The organism is Pseudomonas prosekii, assembly GCF_900105155.1.
Taxonomy (GTDB): Bacteria; Pseudomonadota; Gammaproteobacteria; order Pseudomonadales; family Pseudomonadaceae; genus Aquipseudomonas; species Aquipseudomonas prosekii.
This window is the reverse complement of record NZ_LT629762.1, coordinates 3,801,319-3,820,382: the sequence shown is the minus strand read 5'-3', so window position 1 is coordinate 3,820,382 and position 19,064 is coordinate 3,801,319. Positions and strand designations below refer to the sequence as shown.

At 59.7% G+C, this 19,064-nt stretch carries 17 protein-coding genes and 4 tRNA genes; 7 read left to right on the top strand and 14 right to left on the bottom strand.

All coding sequences use genetic code 11. The features are described from left to right. Positions 1–51: 51 nt before the first annotated feature. From BLU01_RS17365 to BLU01_RS17355, 3 genes are all read left to right on the top strand, one after another. Positions 52–225 carry a DUF3094 family protein gene (locus BLU01_RS17365; RefSeq protein WP_092277868.1) on the top strand — a complete coding sequence of 58 codons (174 nt, stop codon included), beginning with the start codon at positions 52–54 and terminating at the stop codon, positions 223–225. Positions 226–285: 60 nt separating this feature from the next. Beyond that, on the top strand, positions 286–1,584 hold the full coding sequence (locus tag BLU01_RS17360) for an NAD(P)/FAD-dependent oxidoreductase (protein ID WP_092277866.1): 1,299 nt from the start codon (positions 286–288) through the stop codon (positions 1,582–1,584). Positions 1,585–1,903: 319 nt separating this feature from the next. Beyond that, positions 1,904–2,362: an HvfA family oxazolone/thioamide-modified RiPP metallophore gene (locus BLU01_RS17355; RefSeq protein ID WP_092277864.1), complete on the top strand. Its 459-nt coding sequence runs from the start codon at positions 1,904–1,906 to the stop codon at positions 2,360–2,362. A 152-nt stretch (positions 2,363–2,514) separates the two neighbouring features. Here the strand turns inward: BLU01_RS17355 and BLU01_RS17350 are convergent. The 7 genes from BLU01_RS17350 to rluD all read right to left on the bottom strand — a co-directional run bounded on the left by BLU01_RS17350 (position 2,515) and on the right by rluD (position 7,612). Further along, positions 2,515–2,591: transfer RNA gene (locus BLU01_RS17350), tRNA-Pro, on the bottom strand. A gap of 97 nt (positions 2,592–2,688) precedes the next feature. Beyond that, positions 2,689–2,764, bottom strand: a tRNA-Lys gene (locus tag BLU01_RS17345). Between the two features lie 5 nt (positions 2,765–2,769). Further along, positions 2,770–2,846, bottom strand: a tRNA-Pro gene (locus BLU01_RS17340). A 9-nt stretch (positions 2,847–2,855) separates the two neighbouring features. Then, positions 2,856–2,931 (bottom strand) — tRNA-Asn (locus BLU01_RS17335). 300 nt (positions 2,932–3,231) lie between these two features. Further along, positions 3,232–5,796: an ATP-dependent chaperone ClpB gene (clpB, locus tag BLU01_RS17330; protein ID WP_092277862.1), complete on the bottom strand. Its 2,565-nt coding sequence runs from the start codon at positions 5,794–5,796 to the stop codon at positions 3,232–3,234. 131 nt (positions 5,797–5,927) lie between these two features. Further along, positions 5,928–6,653, bottom strand: a complete 726-nt coding sequence (gene pgeF / locus BLU01_RS17325; RefSeq protein ID WP_092277860.1) for a peptidoglycan editing factor PgeF — start codon at positions 6,651–6,653, stop codon at positions 5,928–5,930. Continuing rightward, on the bottom strand, positions 6,650–7,612 hold the full coding sequence (rluD, locus tag BLU01_RS17320; RefSeq protein WP_092277858.1) for a 23S rRNA pseudouridine(1911/1915/1917) synthase RluD: 963 nt from the start codon (positions 7,610–7,612) through the stop codon (positions 6,650–6,652). Before rluD ends, pgeF begins: the two co-directional genes overlap by 4 nt. 151 nt (positions 7,613–7,763) lie before the next feature. On the opposite strand from rluD, the gene BLU01_RS17315 reads away from it, so the two are divergent. From BLU01_RS17315 to BLU01_RS17300, 4 genes are all read left to right on the top strand, one after another. Continuing rightward, positions 7,764–8,780, top strand: coding sequence for an outer membrane protein assembly factor BamD (locus BLU01_RS17315; RefSeq protein ID WP_092277856.1), 1,017 nt, complete (start codon positions 7,764–7,766; stop codon positions 8,778–8,780). Between the two features lie 123 nt (positions 8,781–8,903). Beyond that, the gene (locus tag BLU01_RS17310; RefSeq protein ID WP_092277854.1) at positions 8,904–9,137 is read left to right on the top strand and encodes a PP0621 family protein; all 234 of its coding nucleotides are present in this window, start codon (positions 8,904–8,906) and stop codon (positions 9,135–9,137) included. Beyond that, a complete protein-coding gene (locus BLU01_RS17305; RefSeq protein WP_092277852.1) occupies positions 9,127–10,731 on the top strand; it encodes a sensor histidine kinase in 1,605 nt (534 codons plus the stop codon). Before BLU01_RS17310 ends, BLU01_RS17305 begins: the two co-directional genes overlap by 11 nt. Before the next feature lie 2 nt (positions 10,732–10,733). Continuing rightward, a complete protein-coding gene (locus tag BLU01_RS17300; protein WP_092277850.1) occupies positions 10,734–12,074 on the top strand; it encodes a sigma-54-dependent transcriptional regulator in 1,341 nt (446 codons plus the stop codon). A gap of 129 nt (positions 12,075–12,203) precedes the next feature. Here the strand turns inward: BLU01_RS17300 and thiO are convergent, their stop codons facing one another. Genes thiO through BLU01_RS17265 form a run of 7 tightly spaced genes read right to left on the bottom strand, consistent with a single transcriptional unit; the run spans position 12,204 to position 19,002 of the window. After that, positions 12,204–13,304 (bottom strand): glycine oxidase ThiO, encoded by a 1,101-nt coding sequence (gene thiO, locus BLU01_RS17295; RefSeq protein WP_092277848.1) that lies wholly within the window; start codon positions 13,302–13,304, stop codon positions 12,204–12,206. A 56-nt stretch (positions 13,305–13,360) separates the two neighbouring features. Next, complete coding sequence (locus BLU01_RS17290; RefSeq protein ID WP_092277846.1) at positions 13,361–13,756, bottom strand: type IV pilin protein; 396 nt, start codon at positions 13,754–13,756, stop codon at positions 13,361–13,363. A gap of 14 nt (positions 13,757–13,770) precedes the next feature. After that, positions 13,771–16,878, bottom strand: a complete 3,108-nt coding sequence (locus BLU01_RS17285) for a pilus assembly protein (protein ID WP_092277844.1) — start codon at positions 16,876–16,878, stop codon at positions 13,771–13,773. Further along, positions 16,865–17,347 (bottom strand): pilus assembly PilX family protein, encoded by a 483-nt coding sequence (locus BLU01_RS17280; RefSeq protein WP_092277842.1) that lies wholly within the window; start codon positions 17,345–17,347, stop codon positions 16,865–16,867. Before BLU01_RS17280 ends, BLU01_RS17285 begins: the two co-directional genes overlap by 14 nt. A 25-nt stretch (positions 17,348–17,372) precedes the next feature. Continuing rightward, complete coding sequence (locus BLU01_RS17275; protein ID WP_092277840.1) at positions 17,373–18,086, bottom strand: PilW family protein; 714 nt, start codon at positions 18,084–18,086, stop codon at positions 17,373–17,375. Beyond that, the gene (pilV, locus tag BLU01_RS17270) at positions 18,083–18,532 is read right to left on the bottom strand and encodes a type IV pilus modification protein PilV (RefSeq protein WP_092277838.1); all 450 of its coding nucleotides are present in this window, start codon (positions 18,530–18,532) and stop codon (positions 18,083–18,085) included. The genes BLU01_RS17275 and pilV overlap by 4 nt, the downstream gene beginning before the upstream one ends. Then, a complete protein-coding gene (locus BLU01_RS17265) occupies positions 18,529–19,002 on the bottom strand; it encodes a GspH/FimT family pseudopilin (protein ID WP_092277836.1) in 474 nt (157 codons plus the stop codon). Before BLU01_RS17265 ends, pilV begins: the two co-directional genes overlap by 4 nt. Between the last annotated feature and the right edge of the window lie 62 nt (positions 19,003–19,064).

Below are 19,064 nucleotides of genomic sequence, written 5' to 3'. Positions count from 1 at the left end.
CGCCTGTAGCTTCTACACATTCAGCAACGTCTACTCCTGACGAGGCCCAATATGACCAGCCGCCTGAAACCAGACGACCAGAAGCATGTCGAAGAGTACCTGCACTTGTCCCAGCACCGAGTCGAGCGCCGGCCATTCCGGCCGTGGATGCTCCTTGTGCTGGTGCTGGCAGTGACCATTGGTTTGGGCCTGTTGAGCCGCCTTATCGGTTATCTGACGCTATGAGCTGCCTCGCGCTCGCTTGGGTAACCGCACCGATTTCTTTTAGCCTTGCGAGATATCCCCATGACTCATCGTATTATTATCGTCGGCGGCGGCGCCGGCGGTCTGGAGTTGGCTACCCGTCTGGGTAAGACTCTGGGCAAGCGCGGCACCGCCAGCGTGATGCTGGTCGACGCGAACCTGACGCACATCTGGAAACCGCTGTTGCACGAAGTGGCCGCCGGATCGCTGAACTCTTCCGAAGACGAACTCAATTATGTTGCCCAAGCCAAATGGAACCACTTCGAGTTTCAGCTGGGGCGCATGAGCGGGCTTGATCGCGCCGCGAAGAAAATCCAGCTGGCCGCCACTTATGACGAAGCCGGCGTAGAGCTGGTGCCGGCCCGCGAGCTCGGTTACGACTCGCTGGTGATCGCGGTCGGCAGCACCACCAACGATTTCGGCACTGAAGGCGCGGCGCAGCATTGCCTGTTCCTTGATACGCGCAAACAGGCCGAGCGTTTCCATCAGCAATTGCTCAATCACTATCTGCGCGCCCATGCCGGGCAAACGGATACCGTCGAGCAAATCAGCGTCGCTATCGTCGGCGCTGGCGCCACGGGCGTCGAACTGGCCGCCGAACTGCACAACGCCGCGCACGAACTGGCTGCTTATGGGCTGGACCGAATCAAACCGGAAAACATGCACATCACTCTGATTGAAGCCGGGCCGCGCGTGTTGCCAGCCCTGCCGGAACGCATTGGCGGGCCTGTGCATAAAACCCTGGAGAAACTCGGGGTCAATGTGATGACCAACGCGGCGGTCAGCGAAGTGACGGCGGACAGCCTGATCACCGCCGACGGCAAGGTGATCAACGCCAGCCTGAAAGTCTGGGCCGCGGGGATACGTGCGCCGGGTTTCCTCAAGGACATCGATGGCCTGGAAACCAATCGGATCAATCAACTGCAAGTGCTGCCAACGCTGCAAACCACCCGCGACGAGAACATTTTCGCTTTCGGCGACTGCGCGGCATGTCCGCAACCGGGCACCGACCGCAATGTGCCGCCGCGTGCGCAAGCCGCGCATCAGCAGGCCTCGTTGCTGGCCAAATCGCTGAAGCTGCGGATCGAAGGCAAGGCGTTGCCGGAGTACAAATACACCGACTACGGCTCGCTGATCTCGCTGTCGCGTTTTTCCGCTGTGGGTAACTTGATGGGTAACCTGACCGGCAGCGTGATGCTCGAAGGCTGGCTGGCGCGGATGTTTTACGTGTCGCTGTATCGCATGCACCAGATGGCGCTGTATGGCGCGTTTCGCACGGCGATGCTGATGCTCGGCAGCAAGATCGGACGCGGGACCGAGCCGCGTCTCAAACTTCACTAATTCACAAATCCTCCTGCAGGAGTGAGCCTGCTCGCGATAGCGGTCTGACATTCAGCACATATGTCGAATGTCAGTCCATCATCGCGAGCAAGCTCGCTCGCACATTTTTGACTCACAAGCCTGTAGATCTGTGTCTCACTGTATCTCCCCGCCGTTTCATCCCTCTCGCTTACAAACTCCCCCTCGCGCGACACAGTAGCGATACACCCGCCCGGCTAAATGGCCACACCCGAGCAAGGCACTGCCTGCTGCGGGGCACGCCGCACTCACGCGGCATCCTTTATCGAGCGGTTGTGTCGTGCAACCCAGGAGAGTTGAAATGTCCCACACCAACAATACTATTGGTCTGCTCGGCGCTGTGCTGGCCGGCGGCATGATGTTGTCCGGCTCTGTATTCGCTGCACAGCCGCTCACCCAGGGCTACCTGCTGGCCTCGGCTGAGCAAGTGGTGAAAACGCCTGAAGGCAAGTGTGGCGAAGGTAAATGCGGTGAAGGCAAAGCCGAGCAATCGGCGAAGACCCCCGAAGGCAAGTGTGGCGAGGGTAAATGCGGCGACGCCTCGATGGCCAAGACTGATACCAATGGCGACGGCAAGGTCTCGCGCGCCGAGTTCAAGGCTGTCGCGCCAAAATCCGACTTCGACAAGATCGACAAAAACCACGATGGCTTCATCGACGAGCAAGAGGCTTACGACAACGTCAAAGCCAACTTCGAAGCCAATGGCAAAAAAATGCCGAAAGGCCTATTCGAACACCTGAAAGATCAAGACGGCGTCTGATCCTCGAGGCCTGATCCTCAAAGCTCCGATCTCGAACCGCCAAGCCCCGATTCTCCATGAAGAATCGGGGCTTTTTATTGGCCGCTGATTGAAGGCGCTTTCCTGAGGACAAAAAAAAATCCCCGTATCTTTCGATACGAGGATTTTTAATATGGTCGGGGTAAGGGGATTCGAACTCCTGACATCCTGCTCCCAAAGCAGGCGCGCTACCGGACTGCGCTATACCCCGGTAAAAAAAAGGCGACCTCTCAGTCGCCTTCTTCTTCGATCAGGGCTTTTGGCCGCTGATCTTAAGATCTGATCCCAGCGTTAACTGGTTTCAAAAATGGTGGGTCGTGTGGGATTCGAACCTACGACCAATTGGTTAAAAGCCAACTGCTCTACCAACTGAGCTAACGACCCAAAAATGGTCGGGGTAAGGGGATTCGAACTCCTGACATCCTGCTCCCAAAGCAGGCGCGCTACCGGACTGCGCTATACCCCGGTTTGAAATTGGCTCCGTGACCAGGACTCGAACCTGGGACCCAATGATTAACAGTCATTTGCTCTACCGACTGAGCTATCACGGAACTACATATTTCAATTACAACATTTGAAGCTTTGTAACGTTCTCTTCGACCCGTTCGCATCGCTGCGTTCGTGTGTCTGAGGCGCGCTATTCTACAATCTTAAGCACCTCTGTCAACCCCCTAAATTGCATTCAAGTTAATGATTTGCAACTTAATTCAGATTTCCGCTTGGGGAGCAGAAACCCTTCCGGGTGACTTACTGCGGGGCGCACTTTACAAGCCTTTTCCTTTGAGTTCAACAGCCTGGCGAAAAAAAGGCCTCGCAATGCGAGGCCTTGTTTATTTCCGTGGCGTTACGACTCAGGAGAAAACGATTTCGTCGTTTTCGACTTTGCCCACCGCCGTCTCGCCCGGCATGAATTGCCCGGACAAAATCAACTGCGCCAACGGGTTCTCGATCCAGCGCTGGATTGCCCGTTTCAGCGGCCGCGCACCGTAGACCGGGTCGTAACCGACAGCGATCAATTTATCCATCGCCTCAGGGCTGAGCTCCAGTTTCAGCTCGCGCTCGGTCAGGCGACTGCGCAGACGACCCAACTGAATCTCGGTAATGCCTGCGATCTGATCCCGCGCCAGTGGCTCGAAGATCACCACTTCGTCGACCCGGTTGATGAACTCCGGCCGGAAGTGAGTGGAAATCGCGTCCATTACTGCCGCGCGCTGCGCTTCACGATCACCGACCAGTTCCTGGATCTGCACCGAGCCGAGGTTGGAGGTCATGACAATCACGGTGTTCTTGAAATCCACCGTACGCCCGTGGCTGTCGGTCAACCGGCCATCTTCGAGCACTTGCAGCAAGATGTTGAACACATCCGGGTGCGCCTTCTCGACCTCGTCCAGGAGGATTACCGAGTAAGGCTTGCGACGCACCGCCTCAGTCAGGTAACCGCCCTCTTCATAACCGACATAGCCTGGTGGCGCGCCGATCAGTCGGGCCACGGAGTGTTTCTCCATGAATTCGGACATGTCGATGCGCACCATCGCCTCTTCAGTATCAAAGAGGAATTCGGCCAGCGCCTTGCACAGCTCGGTTTTACCCACGCCGGTCGGGCCGAGGAACATGAACGAACCGCTCGGGCGATTCGGGTCGGACAACCCGGCACGCGAACGGCGTACCGCGTTGGAGACGGCGATCACCGCTTCGTTCTGGCCGATCACACGTTGGTGCAACAGGCTTTCCATCTTCATCAGCTTGTCGCGCTCGCCTTCGAGCATTTTCGACACGGGAATGCCGGTCCACTTCGAAACCACTTCAGCGATTTCTTCCTCAGTCACTTTGCTGCGCAGCAACTGGTTTTCGCTTTTGCCGTGCTGATCGACCATTTGCAGGCTGCGCTCCAGGTCCGGGATCACCCCGTATTGCAGCTCGGCCATGCGGTTGAGGTCACCTTTGCGGCGAGCCGCTTCCAGTTCCTGACGCGACTGTTCGATTTTCTGCTGGATCTGCGCCGAACCCTGAACTTCGGCTTTCTCCGAATTCCAGATTTCTTCGAGGTCCGAATACTCGCGTTCGAGACGGACGATTTCTTCCTGAAGTTTTTCCAGGCGTTTCTTCGCCGCGTCGTCGCTTTCTTTCTTCAGTGCCTGGGATTCAACTTTGAGCTGAATCAAGCGGCGTTCAAGACGGTCGAGCACTTCCGGTTTGGAGTCGATCTCCATGCGGATGCGGCTGGCGGCCTCGTCGATCAGGTCGATGGCTTTGTCCGGCAACTGCCGATCAGTGATGTAGCGGTGGCTGAGCTTGGCCGCCGCAATGATCGCGCCATCGGTGATCGCCACTTTATGGTGGACCTCGTAACGCTCTTTGAGGCCACGCAGGATCGCGATGGTGTCTTCTTCGCTCGGTTCTTCTACCAATACTTTCTGGAAGCGCCGCTCGAGGGCCGCGTCCTTCTCTATATATTGGCGATATTCATTCAGCGTGGTCGCGCCGACGCAGTGCAACTCGCCGCGCGCCAATGCCGGTTTGAGCATATTGCCGGCATCCATCGAGCCCTCGCCCTTGCCGGCGCCGACCATGGTGTGCAGTTCGTCGATGAACAGAATGATCTGCCCTTCCTGCTTCGACAGTTCGTTGAGCAGGGATTTAAGGCGTTCTTCGAACTCGCCACGGTACTTGGCGCCAGCGATCAGCGCGCCCATGTCCAGCGACAACAGGCGTTTGCCTTTGAGGCCATCCGGCACTTCACCATTGATGATGCGCTGCGCCAGACCTTCGGCAATCGCGGTTTTACCGACGCCAGGCTCACCGATCAGTACCGGGTTGTTCTTGGTGCGGCGTTGCAGCACCTGAATCGTCCGGCGAATTTCATCGTCACGGCCGATCACCGGATCGAGTTTGCCTTCTTCGGCGCGCTTGGTCAGGTCGACGGTGTACTTGTCCAGCGCTTGGCGCGATTCTTCGTGGTTGGCGTCGTTCACCGCTTCGCCGCCACGCAGGTTGTTGATCGCGTTTTCCAAAGCTTTTTTGCTGACGCCCTGGCCAAGCAGCAACTTGCCGATCTTGCTGTTCTCGTCCATGGCGGCGAGCAGCACCAGTTCGCTGGAGATGAACTGATCGCCCTTCTGCTGCGCCAGGCGATCGGCCTGGTTGAGCAGACGCGCCAGATCCTGCGACATGTTCACGTCGCCGGTTGGGTTCTGGATTTTTGGTAGTTGGTCGAGCTCTTTGGTCAGCTCTTTGCGCAAACTGTTGACGTCGAAACCGACTTGCATCAACAGGGGTTTGATCGAACCACCCTGTTGTTCAAGCATGGCTTGCATCAAGTGCGCCGGTTCAATGCCCGGATGATCGAGGCCGACGGCCAGAGATTGGGCGTCGGACAGGGCTAACTGTAATTTGCTGGTTAAACGGTCTATACGCATGGGTCACCTTCCTTTTGAGCAGGCCGGACCTAAGAAACCATCCTGAATAAAGAAACCTGCCAGATACCACTGTAGATGCGGTCGATTCTGGGAGTTTCAAGCGCCGGGCAGTTGATGCAGGTCAGGGAAGTCTAGCGTTCCAACCAAACGAGGGAGGCAAACCGACCAGTGCGTGGACTGCGGCGGTAAGAAAAGAAGCGCGGATCGCTTACGGTGCAGAAACCACCGCCATAAACCGCCGTGACACCGCGTGCCGACAGGCGCAGACGCGCCAGCGCATAGATGTCGGCCATGAACTTGCCGGGATTCTGGCTCGGGACGAAGGCATTGGCGGCTTCGGGCAGTTGCTGGATGAAGACTTCGCGCACTTCCGCGCCGACCTCAAAGGCTTGCGGGCCAATCGCCGGGCCGAGCCAGACCAGCACTTCGTCGGGCGCCACATCGAGGCTGTCGAGGGTCGCTTCGAGCACGCCTGCTGCCAATCCGCGCCAACCGGCATGGGCCGCCGCTACGCGCGTGCCGGCACGGTCGCAAAACAGTGCGGGCAGGCAATCGGCAGTCATCGCCGCGCAGGCGATACCGGGGGTTTGCGTCCAACTGGCGTCGGCAGTAACCACTCGGCTCGGGTCTGCTGCGGTCACGACGATGCCGTGAACCTGCTGCAACCAGGCCGGCTGGATCGAGAATTGATTGGTGAGGCGACGGCGATTTTCGGCCACCGCGTCGGGGCTGTCATCGACGTGATCGCCGAGGTTGAGGCTGTCGAACGGCGCCAGACTGACGCCGCCCGCACGGGTGGTAACGCAGGCTTTCACCCCGGCAGGCGCAGGCCAGTCGGGAATCTGCCAGTCACTCATCCGATGAACGCCTCGCGGTCCTGCTTGAGCAAGGTCAGCAACCAGACGAAGTCGTCCGGCAACGGCGATTCCCAGCTCATGCGTTTACCGGTCGTCGGATGATCCAGCTCAAGGAACCGCGCATGCAGTGCCTGGCGCGGGAACGCCTTCAACGATTCGACCATGGTCACACTTGCCGATGGCGGAATACGGAAACGACCGCCGTAGGCAGGGTCTCCGACCAACGGGAAGTTGATGTGCGCCATGTGCACACGAATCTGGTGCGTACGCCCGGTTTCCAGCTTCACCCGCACGTGCGTGTGAGAGCGGAAACGCTCGAGCACGCGGTAGTGGCTGACGGCTTGCTTGCCGCCTTCCATCACCGCCATGCGCTGGCGCTGCTGGCCGTGACGACCGATTGGCGCGTTGATCTTGCCGCCGGCCGTGACCACACCAATAACGATGCATTCATAGATGCGGCTGACGCTGCGGCTCTGCAACTGTGTTACCAGTTGCGTCTGCGCTTGAATGGTCTTGGCGACCACCATCAGGCCGGTGGTGTCCTTGTCGAGGCGATGCACGATACCGGCGCGGGGCACATTGATGATGTCCGGCACGTGGTGCAGCAAGGCGTTGAGCAAGGTGCCGTCAGCGTGGCCAGCAGCCGGGTGAACCACCAGACCCGCAGGTTTGTTGATCACCAGGATGTCGTCATCTTCGTAGACGATGTCCAGCTCGATGTCCTGAGCGATCCATTCGCCCTGAGCTTCCTGCTCGGCAGTGAGTTCAAGAATGGCACCACCATGAACGATGTCTCGCGGGCGGATAACCGCCCCATCCACAGTCAGGCGGCCGTCTTTGATCCAGGCGGAAAGGCGCGAGCGCGAGTGCTCAGCGAATAATTGTGCGGCGACTTGATCGAGGCGTTGGCCGCCCAATTCGGACGGCACCTCTGCGCGAAGTTCAATTTTATCGGACATGCTCAGACTAGGCGTCGGCACAGCCTTTGGTTTCGGCTGCGCGCTTGTGGTTAAATACGGCGTCTTTTGCCCCGAGGCTATTCAACGGGGCGCTCATCATAACAGGACGGCCCCGCCCAAGACAGCGGCCGTCATAGGGACGCAAGCCGCCATGCAAGTGAAACACCTGCTGCTGATCGCCATCCTCGCATTGACCGCTGCTTGCTCATCGAAGGAAGTCGTAGACGAAAACCTAAGCGAAGTCGAGCTGTACCAGCAGGCTCAGACCGACCTGGATAACAACAGCTACACCAGCGCCACTTCGAAACTGAAGGCCCTGGAGTCGCGTTATCCGTTCGGCCGCTACGCTGATCAGGCTCAACTCGAGCTTATCTACGCCAACTACAAAAACGCCGAGCCTGAGGCTGCGAAGTCTGCCGCCGAGCGTTTTATTCGTTTGCACCCACAGCATCCGAACGTGGATTACGCGTATTACCTGAAGGGTCTGACTTCCTTCGACCAGGACGTCGGCATTCTCGCGCGCTTCCTGCCGCTGGACATGACCAAGCGTGACCCGGGCGCTGCCCGCGACTCGTACAACGAGTTCGCCCAGCTCACCAGCCGCTTCCCGAACAGCCGCTACTCGCCGGACGCCAAGCAGCGCATGATTTACCTGCGCAACCTGCTGGCGGCCTACGAGATTCACGTTGCCGACTACTACCTGACCCGTCAGGCCTATGTCGCCGCCGCCAACCGTGGTCGTTACGTGGTGGAAAACTTCCAGGAAACCCCTGCGGTCGGTGACGGCCTGGCGGTGATGGTCGAGTCCTACCAGCGTCTGCACCTGGACGAACTGGCGACCACCAGCCTCGAAACCCTGAAGCTGAACTACCCGAACCACCCAAGCCTGGTGGACGGTGAGTTCCGCCCTTCGGTCGACGAAGCGGACAACCGTTCGTGGCTGAGCAAGGCCACCCTGGGCCTGATCGAATCGCGTCCACCGCTGCCGCCGGGCGAAACCCGCGCCAACCAGGACGTGCAGAAGCAGTTCCAGGACGCGAAGGATTCGATCCCGAACGACCTCAAGCCTAAAGATGAAAACGGCGATGTGATCGAGCCGGAAGAACCTGAAACCCCGGAAAACGATCGTTCGTGGTTCAGCTACATGACCTTTGGCATGTTCGACTGACACCCCGGGTGACAGAAAAAGGGAGACTCTCGAGTCTCCCTTTTTTATTGCCGCGATTTTGCGCTGTGCGCCTGTCATGTCCTTGGCTAAACTGCCTGATCATCATTGCCAAAGCAGCCCGCCATGCTTCGTTTATTGTTCTGGATCGCCCTGATCGCCGCCGCCATTTGGTTCTGGCGCAAGTTCAAGGGTCAGGTCGCAGCACCCAAATCCTCCGCTGAACTGGACGCTGCACCGATGGTGCGTTGCGCCCATTGCGGCGTGCACTTGCCGCGCGACCGTGCGCTGAACCTTCAACAACAGTGGTATTGCAGCCAGGCTCACCTTGAGCAAGGCCCGGGTTCCAGTGATCGCTGAGGCGACCAGCCCCGGCAGCAAACAGGCGCAGCGACTGCTGCGCCTCTATCATCTCTACCGTTTAAGCGTCGGCATCACCCTGGTGTTGCTGATCTCCAGCAACATGGACAACCAGTTGCTGACGCTCGCCAATAACGACCTGCTGCGCAGTGGCAGTTGGTTGTATCTGGTGCTAAACATCCTGCTGGTGGTGTTCCTCGAAAACACCCGGCGCCCGGCGCAACTGTTCAGCCTGACCCTCGTTGACGTGTTGCTGCTCTGCGGCCTGTTCTACGCTGCCGGCGGTGTCGCCAGCGCCATCGGCAACTTGCTGATCGTCTCGGTGGCGATCGGCAACACCCTGTTGCGACGACGCATCGGCCTGCTGATCGCAGCGGTCGCCGCCCTCGGCATCGTCGGATTGAGCTTCCTGCTCAGCTTCAGCCACCCCGCTACGCCCAGTGATTACCTGCAAGCAGGCACTCTCGGCGCGCTGTGTTTTGCCGCCGCGTTGCTGGTGCAAGGTTTGATCCAGCGCCTGGAAGTCAGCGAGCACCTTGCCGAGCAGCGCGCCAGCGAAGTCGTCGGCCTCGAAGCCCTCAATGCGCTGATCCTGCAACGCATGCGCACCGGCATTCTGGTGCTCGACGACCAGCGGCGCGTGCAACTGGCCAATCACAGCGCGTTGTCGTTGCTGGGTCAGGAACGCCTTGTCGGCGAACTGATCGATGATTATTCGCCGGCCCTGGTCGAGCGCCTGCAACTGTGGCTCAACAACCCGACCCTGCGCCCGCAAAGCCTGAAAATCGCCAGTTCCGGACTGGAGCTGCAGCCCAGTTTTATCGCCCTCGACCAAAGTCCGCACCATCAGAGCCTGCATCATCAAACCCTGGTTTTTCTCGAAGACCTCGCGCAGATCGCCCAGCAGGCCCAGCAGCTGAAACTGGCCGCCCTCGGACGCCTGACTGCGGGGATCGCCCACGAGATCCGCAACCCGTTGGGCGCCATTAGTCATGCCGCGCAGCTGCTGCAGGAATCCGAGGAACTGAATGGCGCGGATCGGCGTCTGACGCAGATTGTTCAAGACCACTCTAAGAGAATGAATCGGGTTATCGAAAACGTCCTGCAATTGTCCCGTCGCCAGCAAACCGCGCCGCAACGCCTGGATCTCAAGCCGTGGCTGACGCAGTTCGTCGCCGACACTCTTGAGGCCGCGACGCAGCGCCAACGCATTCATCTGCAGATCGGCGCGGGTAACTTCACCACGTTGATGGACCCGAATCAGCTCAACCAGATTCTCGACAACCTGTTACGCAATGCCTGGCGCCACAGCGCCTTGCGCCATGACACGGCCGAGGTGTGGCTGCAGTTGTTTGTCGATGCCGACAGCCAGTTGCCGGTCCTCGAAGTGCTCGACAACGGTCCCGGCGTGGCACCGGAGCAGCAGGCGCATCTGTTCGAACCGTTCTTCACCACCAGCACCCAAGGCACAGGCCTGGGGCTCTATCTGTCCCGTGAGCTGTGCGAAAGCAACCAAGCCCGCCTAGACTTCAAACCACGCCAAGGCGGCGGCTGCTTTCGCATCACCTTTGCACACGGACGGAAACAAAGTTGAACATGAGCTCACGGCAAAAAGTCCTGATCGTTGACGACGAACCCGATATTCGCGAACTCCTGGAGATCACTCTGGGACGAATGAAACTCGACACCTTCAGCGCCCGTAATCTCAGCGAAGCCCAGGCATTGCTCGGTCGGGAGACATTCGACCTGTGCCTGACCGACATGCGCCTGCCCGATGGCACGGGCCTCGAACTGGTGCAACACATCCAGCAACGTTATCCCTTGCTGCCGGTGGCGATGATCACCGCGTACGGCAGCCTCGAAACCGCGATCAACGCCTTGAAGGCTGGCGCGTTCGACTTCCTGACCAAACCGGTTGACCTCACGCGCCTGCGTGAACTGGTCACCAGCGCCCTGCGCCTGCCCGCGCCGGGTGGCGTCAGCACCGCCATCGACCGCCGTTTGCTCGGTGATTCGCTGCCGATGCGGGCCTTGCGCAAACAGATCGACAAACTCGCGCGCAGCCAGGCGCCGGTGTACATCAGCGGCGAATCCGGCAGCGGCAAAGAGTTGGTCGCGCGCCTGATCCACGAACAAGGCCCGCGCGCCAACGGCCCGTTTGTTCCAGTCAACTGCGGGGCGATTCCCTCAGAGCTGATGGAAAGCGAATTCTTCGGCCATCGCAAAGGCAGTTTCAGCGGCGCCATCGAAGACAACCCCGGACTGTTTCTCGCGGCGCGCGGTGGCACGCTGTTCCTCGACGAGGTGGCTGACTTGCCGTTGGCGATGCAGGTCAAACTGCTGCGGGCGATTCAGGAAAAAGCCGTGCGCAGCGTCGGCGGCCAACAGGAAACCGTGGTCGATGTGCGCATCCTCTGCGCGACCCACAAAGACCTCGACGCCGAAGTCAGCGCCGAACGTTTTCGCCAGGATTTGTACTATCGGCTGAACGTCATCGAGCTACGCGTGCCGCCATTGCGCGAACGCCGCGACGACATCGAAACATTGGCGAGCCATGTGCTCAAACGGCTGGCGGCGGGCACCGGGCAACCGCCAGCCAAACTGCATCCGCAGGCGGTTGAAGCGCTGAAGGGTTATCGGTTTCCGGGCAATGTGCGCGAACTGGAGAACATGCTCGAACGCGCTCATACCTTGTGTGAGAACAAGCAAATCGAGGCCGGTGATTTGCGTCTGGCGGAGGGCAATTGCACGGCCGATGCTGGCGTCGCAGACCTGACGCAGATCGATAACCTGGAACATTATCTGGAAAACGTCGAGCGCAAACTTATCCTCCAGGCGCTGGAAGAAACGCGCTGGAACCGTACGGCGGCGGCGCAACGGCTGAATTTGTCGTTTCGGTCGATGCGTTATCGGTTGAAGAAATTGGGGTTGGATTGAGAGCCCTATCGCGAGCAAGCTCGCTCCCACAGGGATCTTCTATGAACACATATCTGTGTGCGCTAAAGATCTACTGTGGGAGCGAGCTTGCTCGCGATAGCAATCCACCAAACAACCTATACCCAGCAGTCAAATCCGCCCAACCGGCGAGTACGGCACCGGATCAATAATCGGCGCCCGCCCCAACATCACATCCGCAAACAACTGGCACGACGCCGGCGCCAGCACCAGCCCATTGCGGTAATGCCCGCAATTGAGCCACAGCCCGGCGAACCCCGGCACCTGCCCAATGTACGGAATCCCTTCCGGCGAACCCGGGCGCAACCCCGCCCAATGCCCCACCACCTCGGCATCGGCCAGCGCCGGAATCAGTTCCTCCGCCGAAGCCTTGAGGCTCTCCAGCGCCGATTCGGTAGGCGTCTTGTCGAATCCTTCATGCTCCAGCGTGCTGCCGATCAGGATATGTCCGTCACGCCGCGGAATCGCATAGCGTCCTTTAGCCAGGACCATGCTCGGCAGAAAATCCGCCGCGCATTTGTAGAGAATCATCTGCCCTTTGACCGGCTCGACCGGCAGTTGCAGACCGAGACTTTTCAGCAGGTCACCGCTCCAGGCGCCGGCCGTCAGCACCACATGATCACCATGAATTGCGCCGTCGGACGTTTGCACGCCGACTACGCTGTTGCCGTCGCGGATAAATCCGCTGACTTCGCAATGCTCGTGGATGGTCACGTTCGGCAGCGCCAGCAGCGCCGCTTTCAGCGATTTGACCAGTCGCGGATTGCGCACATTGGCCACATCCGCCATGTAGATCGCCCGCGAAAATCCGCCGCCGAGCACCGGCACCGCATCGTGAGCAGCCGAAATATCCACCGCGCGCAACGGACGGTTTTCCCGTTTGGCCCAGGCCAGCGCCTCGGCTTCGTCATCCAGATCCAGCCAGTACAGGCCGGTTGTGTGCACTTCAGGATCGACGCCGGTCGCTGCGAACAGGCGCTCGCCGAGCTGTGGATAAAAATCCTGCGACCAGTGCGCCAGCGCCGTGACCGCCGGGCTGTAGCGCCACGGGTACAGCGGCGAAACAATTCCGCCACCCGCCCAGGATGATTCCTGGCCGAGGTTGGCGCGATCCAGCAACACCACACTTTGCACTTCGGACGCGAGATTGAATGCGGTCAGCAGGCCAATCACCCCGCCGCCGACAATCACCACTTGCTGTTGCCTGGTCATGTTCTGATCCAACCGTTAATAGACAGAGGGCGCAAATCGGCGCCCGAAAGAGAAATCTAGCGGCCCCAGCAATCCTTGACGGTGGCGGTGTTGTTGACCAGGCCTCGGGCGCCGGTGTTGCTGATGGTGAAATCGCCACACTTGTCGGTCGCCATGCTTGAGCCTGGCTTGCGGATCGCCGTCAGGGTGAACGTCTGATCGGCAATGGTCGGGGTGATGGTGTAGAAGTCATTGCCCGTGCTCAGGCCCGTCGCGCCGGTATAAAGGTTGCTCTTGGAGTAGAAGCGCTCGAGGATCTGCGCTTGCTCGGTCAGCAACCCGGCGGCGTCGGCGCGACGGCCCTTTTTCATGTATTCGGTCAGGCTCGGGTAGCCAATGGTGATGACGATCCCGATGATCGCAATCACGATCATGATTTCGATCAGGGTAAAACCTCGGTTGGATCTGCGCATGCCTCAACTCTCACTTACTGTATTTGTCGCCACATGATGCGACGGCTGCCGCCACCGCCGGGTTTTTCCACCAGCGAGCTGATGCCGCCGCTGGAGTCGTTGACGATTTTGCGCGATGCATTGTTGACGATCGCATTCAGCGTCGGAATCCCCCCGGTGAAAATCACCCCGCTGGAAATCGAGTCCGTGCTGTCGACCAGCCCGTCGCCGTTGGTGTCGAGCACCGCGTAGTTGAGCATCTTACCGCTGAACGCATCGAGTTCGACCAGTTTGCCGGTACCAAAACTGGCACAAGGGTCAGTGGTATCGACACTGGCCGTGGTGAAGACAATGCGCCCGGCCACCAGACTGGCCTGGTTGATCACCCGTTCACCCGTCAGCACGTTGTTGTACACCAGTGGCAGGTACCAGCCCTTTTCTGCCGGATACGTCGTTTCGTTCTGCGTGGTGGTGATGAACTGTCCGCCGGTACTGCTGCTGGTCACGCCGGTTATGGACTGGGATTGCAAGTTGGCCACTGTCAGCTGGCCCCCGCCGCCGTCGGCATCCCATATCGAGTAGAAACCCTGCAGATCCTTGTTGATCTTGTCCGGGGTCTCGTTGAATTTGCCCGTGCCGAAGAATATCTGTTTGCCACCCTGGGCATTGTCCGCCAGCAACGGTTGCGCGGTGATTGGCTGAGTGGCGCCGCCCGGCGTGGTGAACAGAGGTTTGCCGGCGAACGCCACGCCCCAGGTTTCCGGCGCCGTGGCGCTCAAATCGAACTTCCACAGGCGCCCTTTCAAGTCGCCGCCATACGCCGCTTGCACGACGTTCTGCGAATTGACCCTGAGTTCTACCGAGGACAAACCGTTGGTGGTTTCCGTGCTGTCGATGACGATTTTCTTGATCAGCGAGCCGTCGCGCACATCCACCACGTACAACGCTGCCACCCCGGAATTGCTCCCGTAACCGTTGGAAATGAACGCCGCCCAGCGCCCATCGGCCAAGCGTGCCACTTCGGGGCGAGCGTAGGCGTAACCCAGATCATTAAAAACATTGGTCGGGATCGACGTGGCCGGTGCGCTGATTTCCCACAGCGCCCGGAAGGCATTACCCGCCGAGGCGTCGAACAACTGCACCGCATAAAACGTCTTGCCACCCGCCCCGGTGCCGCCCAGCGCCAATGTTTTCCAGGCAGTGCCAAGCTGCGCATCAAATATGCCGACCTGCCCGTCGACCAGAAACTTGTGGCTGACGCCGTTGATGTAATTCGGGTCCGCGATGTAGCGCAACGACGGCAGCACACTGGACGGCATGTAGGCATAACGGCGGGTGCCATTGCCGGCATTGATCACGTTGAGAAAACCGTCGTTGGCGTTGACCACCAGGCTGGCGCTCATGTTCGCCGCTTTGGTCGCCAGATAAGTGGTGTAGGCCGGATCGCCGACCAGATCCGCTGCGGTCTGAGCGGTTGGCGAGGCCAGCGCCAGCGGCGAGTTGATGATGTCGCCGAGCAGAACCGTGCGCACTTTCAGGCCGACTTTGTTGACGCCTTTGCTCCACTCCACCAAATCGTTGCCGACAATCCCGGTCGGCAGGTTCTGGTTGAGCGTCGTTTGCTGGGCCGGGGAAAAGTTGCCGTAGGCCAGGGTGACCGGCGCATTGTTCAGGGTGTTCCACGATTGATAAGTGGGCGCCGCCGCGCCGGGGACGATCACGTTGTCGGTGTTCCATTGCACGACGGCGGTATTCACCGAGCCGCTGGCGGTGACGCCGAACGCCTTGATCGTGCCGCGCCAATCCTTGGGATCGTAAGTGGTCTGGTAATAACTCGAACCGCTGGACAGCGTACTGCTGCTGGTCACGCCGCTGCCGCCGGAGCCGGCCTTGGACGTGATGTTGCTCAGCGCCGAGGACAGCGCCGCGTTCAAACCGGCGGCATCGTTGGCCTGGTAATACAGGCCCTGACCGTAAGCGGCGGCGTCGGAGAGCATCTGGTTGGCGGCGGTGAAACCGACGGTGTAGGTGTTCATGTTCTGTTTGGGGAAATCTGCGGCGTTCCAGGCTTTACCCGCGAGGTCGGTACCGGTCGAACGCATATCGATGTCGAAGGCGAACTTGGCGATGTCATCCAGATACAGCGTGTCGCCCTCGTCGTCGCCATTCGGGTCGTTGCCGTCGTTGCTGATCCCGTCCCAGTTCGGCAAGCGGCCGCTACCCAACGGATCGGTGGTCGGGAACGTCCGGTCGTAAGTCGGCAAACCGTCGGTGATAACCACGCCGTAGTTTTTCTGGCAACGGTACTGGATCGGGCTGGTGTAGGTGCTCGGCGTAGTGTTGTAGAACGGCGCCAGACCTCGGAAGTAACGAGTGATTTCGTAATAGGTCTCGGCCAGCGGCGTGTTGGCCACGGCGGAAAGGCCATTGATCCCGTTGATCAGGGTGTTGTAGTTGGTATCCGCCTGCGCCTGGGTAACGCTGCCGCTGACCGCCGTCAGATCGGCGACCGAGCGGGCAATGTAGCCACCATTGCCGGAGTTGTTGCTGGTAGGTGCGTTGAATGAGGCCAGGCCTATACGCAAGCCGCGGTTGCTGGTGACCAATGATGTCGAGACGTTGCGCGCGACGTTGATCCGGTAGTCAGTGGGAATCGAGCCGTTGGTGAAGTCGCGGTTACTGCCGGCGGCCAATCCCACCAGATACGAGATGTAATCATCGGTGTAACGCGTGTTGCCGTTGCCGACCGGGTCGGGCAGCTTGATGCATTGCGGCGTCAGGCTGTTGTTGTAGAACGCGTAGGCCCCGCCGGAACACCCGGACGTCGGCAGGCTGGAGAGGAAAATCGAGCTGCCGACGATGTCCGACGAACCCAGACACAAACCGAGAAACGCGTTGCACTGCTTCGCCGGTGTGCGATTGACGGTCGGATCGAACCCCGGCGCGAAGATGATGGTGTTCATGCTCCCCGAGTTGTCGATCAGCAGCATCACGTTCGGCGGCACCGCTGCCGCGCTCAACAGCGGTGAGTCCGACGGCGTAAAGGCGTAGACCGGCGCCGTCAGGTACAGGCTCAACAAGAACCCAAAAAGCACCTGCGCCCATCGTCGGCGCATGCCTGCGCGAGCATCAATATTTGGCATAGATGCTCTCCACCACGCTGCGAATGTTGTTGCCGACAATGCCTACGGCCGTGACCCGGTACAGGGTCGCCGAGGTGTTGCTGGGGATATTGATCGCGCCTGTGGTCGTGCCGATGTTCTGCACACCATAAAAACCGCCGCCCACGGCAATCCAGTTAACCCCCGAGGATCCATTGACCCCGGGCGCGGTCAGCGTTGCCGATTCCGCTGGCGGTGCGCATTGCGCGGTGCTGCCGCACACCGCCTGGGTATAAGTTGGCAATTGCACCGCGCTTTCGCCGATACGCAACGTCGCCTCGGCCAATTGGAAAGACTGATTGCGCAGGCTCACGCTGCCGGCCATTTTTTCCTGCAACGTCGCGTTCTGCATCGATGAAATGCCGATCAGCGTCAGCAACAGCAGAAACACCAGACTGACCAGCAAGGCCATTCCGCGTTGGCGCTTCGGCAGGCATGAACACGCTTTCATAGTGAAAAAGCTCTCATGCGTTCACCTACTGCAGCCGGTTGCGCAAAGCGGCAACCACGTTGAAGGTTTGATTGCGCACACGTTGCTTGGGATCGGCCAGCGTCAGGCTCAGGCGCACACTGCGAATCAGCGCGGGGTTGCTCGGGTTGGTGGTGTAACTGGTCGCCGCCACATCGCTGGTACTGGTGGCCATGCCGAAAGATACGTTGAACGCACTGACGTTATTGATCAGCACCGCTTGGGCCGGCGTGCCGTGCCCGCTGCCCATCAACAATTGGTTGTTGCTGAAGCTGTAGATCAATCGACGTATCGGAAAAGCCATTTGCCCGGAGGCCGGCGCGCGTAAATCCGTGTAGGCCGTGGCGCCGGTTTTACAGTCCGACAGCACGGTCCAGGTTGGCGTGCCGCCGCCACTGCCGACATCGGCGGTGACCAATGTCAGCTTGAGATTGGCGTTGTCCCAACTGATCGGCGCGATCTGGCTGGCGTTGAAATCCCCGATCGTGCTGGCGTCGATCACCGTGCCCAGGCAACCGAACATGCCGACCATGCGAATTTCCTGAATCATCTTGCTCAGCACGAACCGCGCGTCCTCCTGCATGGCCGCAGCGGTGTTCTGGCTGACGTAAGTGTTCTTCGCCGAGATGAACACCTGCGCCACGCCGAGCACCACAATCAGGCTCAATGCCAGGGCAATCAGCAATTCGATCAGGCCGAAACCTTTGCTTGAATGCTTCATGGCGACGTCACCGGATCAACGGCGGCACGGCTGGTCAGGACGAAGCTGCGGCGCGAGTTGGCAACGTTGGCGGCGCGCGAGTCGTCCCAGGTGACGGTGATGGTGTACACGCGTTGATTCAGGGCCACGCTGCCAGTCGCGGTCGGGCCGCCGAAACTGACGATGTTGCTGATGAAATCGTAGAGGTCCTGATCCCGCGCGACGCTCAGATTGCCTGAGGTCGGCGGCGCGACGGTGTAATCAGCGCCGGAGTTGGCGCGTATGCGGTCCATCATGTCGTAGGCGATAAAACTCGCCTGGCTGGTCATCCGCGCACTGTCGGTGTACTTCAGCGCATTGACCTGAATCGCCGCCGCCCCCAACAGCCCGACGGTCAAAATCACCAAAGCGACCAAGACTTCGATCAGCGTCATGCCTTCCTGTGCGCGCCTGCTCCGATCCCTCATCCGCAAATTCCACCTGAAAAAATCCGTCCGTTCAAACACACCATCAGCGTCCTGCTCTGCGCGCCCAACACATAACTGATCGGCACCGCCGTGGACGGTGCCGACAAACCGCCGAGATTGTTGAAATCAATCGCGGTCACTCCAGAGGGTAGCGTCAGAGTGGCGCCGCTGCTCACCGCTGGAACAACCCGCAATACATTGGCCGGATTGCCAGTACTGTCGTAGACCGAGAGTTCGCCGGTCCAGATGCTGCCACCGGCGGTCGGGCGCAGGCGCGTGGTCACTCCGCGATCGATGGCTTCCAGGCGCGCGAAATTGAGCGCGCGTTGCAGGTCGCCGACCTCGGTGTCGGCACGGGTGCCCTGGATCGAACGGGTAAACATGGGCACCGCCATGGTGATCAGGATCAGAAACACCGCGAGCGCGATCAGCAACTCGACCAGCGTGAAACCTTTTGTACGATGATCCATCGGTGCCCTCCGTTGCCGTCGGCTATACCTGCTTCTACACGCTAGAACATTCAACCGGCACG

Bases quoted from the DNA above. Each gene is read 5' to 3' on its own strand.
- BLU01_RS17365 (WP_092277868.1), top strand. From the start codon at position 52: ATGACCAGCCGCCTGAAACCAGACGACCAGAAGCATGTCGAAGAGTAC.
- BLU01_RS17360 (WP_092277866.1), top strand. From the start codon at position 286: ATGACTCATCGTATTATTATCGTCGGCGGCGGCGCCGGCGGTCTGGAG.
- BLU01_RS17355 (WP_092277864.1), top strand. From the start codon at position 1,904: ATGTCCCACACCAACAATACTATTGGTCTGCTCGGCGCTGTGCTGGCC.
- clpB (WP_092277862.1), bottom strand. From the start codon at position 5,796: ATGCGTATAGACCGTTTAACCAGCAAATTACAGTTAGCCCTGTCCGAC.
- pgeF (WP_092277860.1), bottom strand. From the start codon at position 6,653: ATGAGTGACTGGCAGATTCCCGACTGGCCTGCGCCTGCCGGGGTGAAA.
- rluD (WP_092277858.1), bottom strand. From the start codon at position 7,612: ATGTCCGATAAAATTGAACTTCGCGCAGAGGTGCCGTCCGAATTGGGC.
- BLU01_RS17315 (WP_092277856.1), top strand. From the start codon at position 7,764: ATGCAAGTGAAACACCTGCTGCTGATCGCCATCCTCGCATTGACCGCT.
- BLU01_RS17310 (WP_092277854.1), top strand. From the start codon at position 8,904: ATGCTTCGTTTATTGTTCTGGATCGCCCTGATCGCCGCCGCCATTTGG.
- BLU01_RS17300 (WP_092277850.1), top strand. From the start codon at position 10,734: ATGAGCTCACGGCAAAAAGTCCTGATCGTTGACGACGAACCCGATATT.
- thiO (WP_092277848.1), bottom strand. From the start codon at position 13,304: ATGACCAGGCAACAGCAAGTGGTGATTGTCGGCGGCGGGGTGATTGGC.
- BLU01_RS17290 (WP_092277846.1), bottom strand. From the start codon at position 13,756: ATGCGCAGATCCAACCGAGGTTTTACCCTGATCGAAATCATGATCGTG.
- BLU01_RS17285 (WP_092277844.1), bottom strand. From the start codon at position 16,878: ATGCCAAATATTGATGCTCGCGCAGGCATGCGCCGACGATGGGCGCAG.
- BLU01_RS17280 (WP_092277842.1), bottom strand. From the start codon at position 17,347: ATGAAAGCGTGTTCATGCCTGCCGAAGCGCCAACGCGGAATGGCCTTG.
- BLU01_RS17275 (WP_092277840.1), bottom strand. From the start codon at position 18,086: ATGAAGCATTCAAGCAAAGGTTTCGGCCTGATCGAATTGCTGATTGCC.
- pilV (WP_092277838.1), bottom strand. From the start codon at position 18,532: ATGAGGGATCGGAGCAGGCGCGCACAGGAAGGCATGACGCTGATCGAA.
- BLU01_RS17265 (WP_092277836.1), bottom strand. From the start codon at position 19,002: ATGGATCATCGTACAAAAGGTTTCACGCTGGTCGAGTTGCTGATCGCG.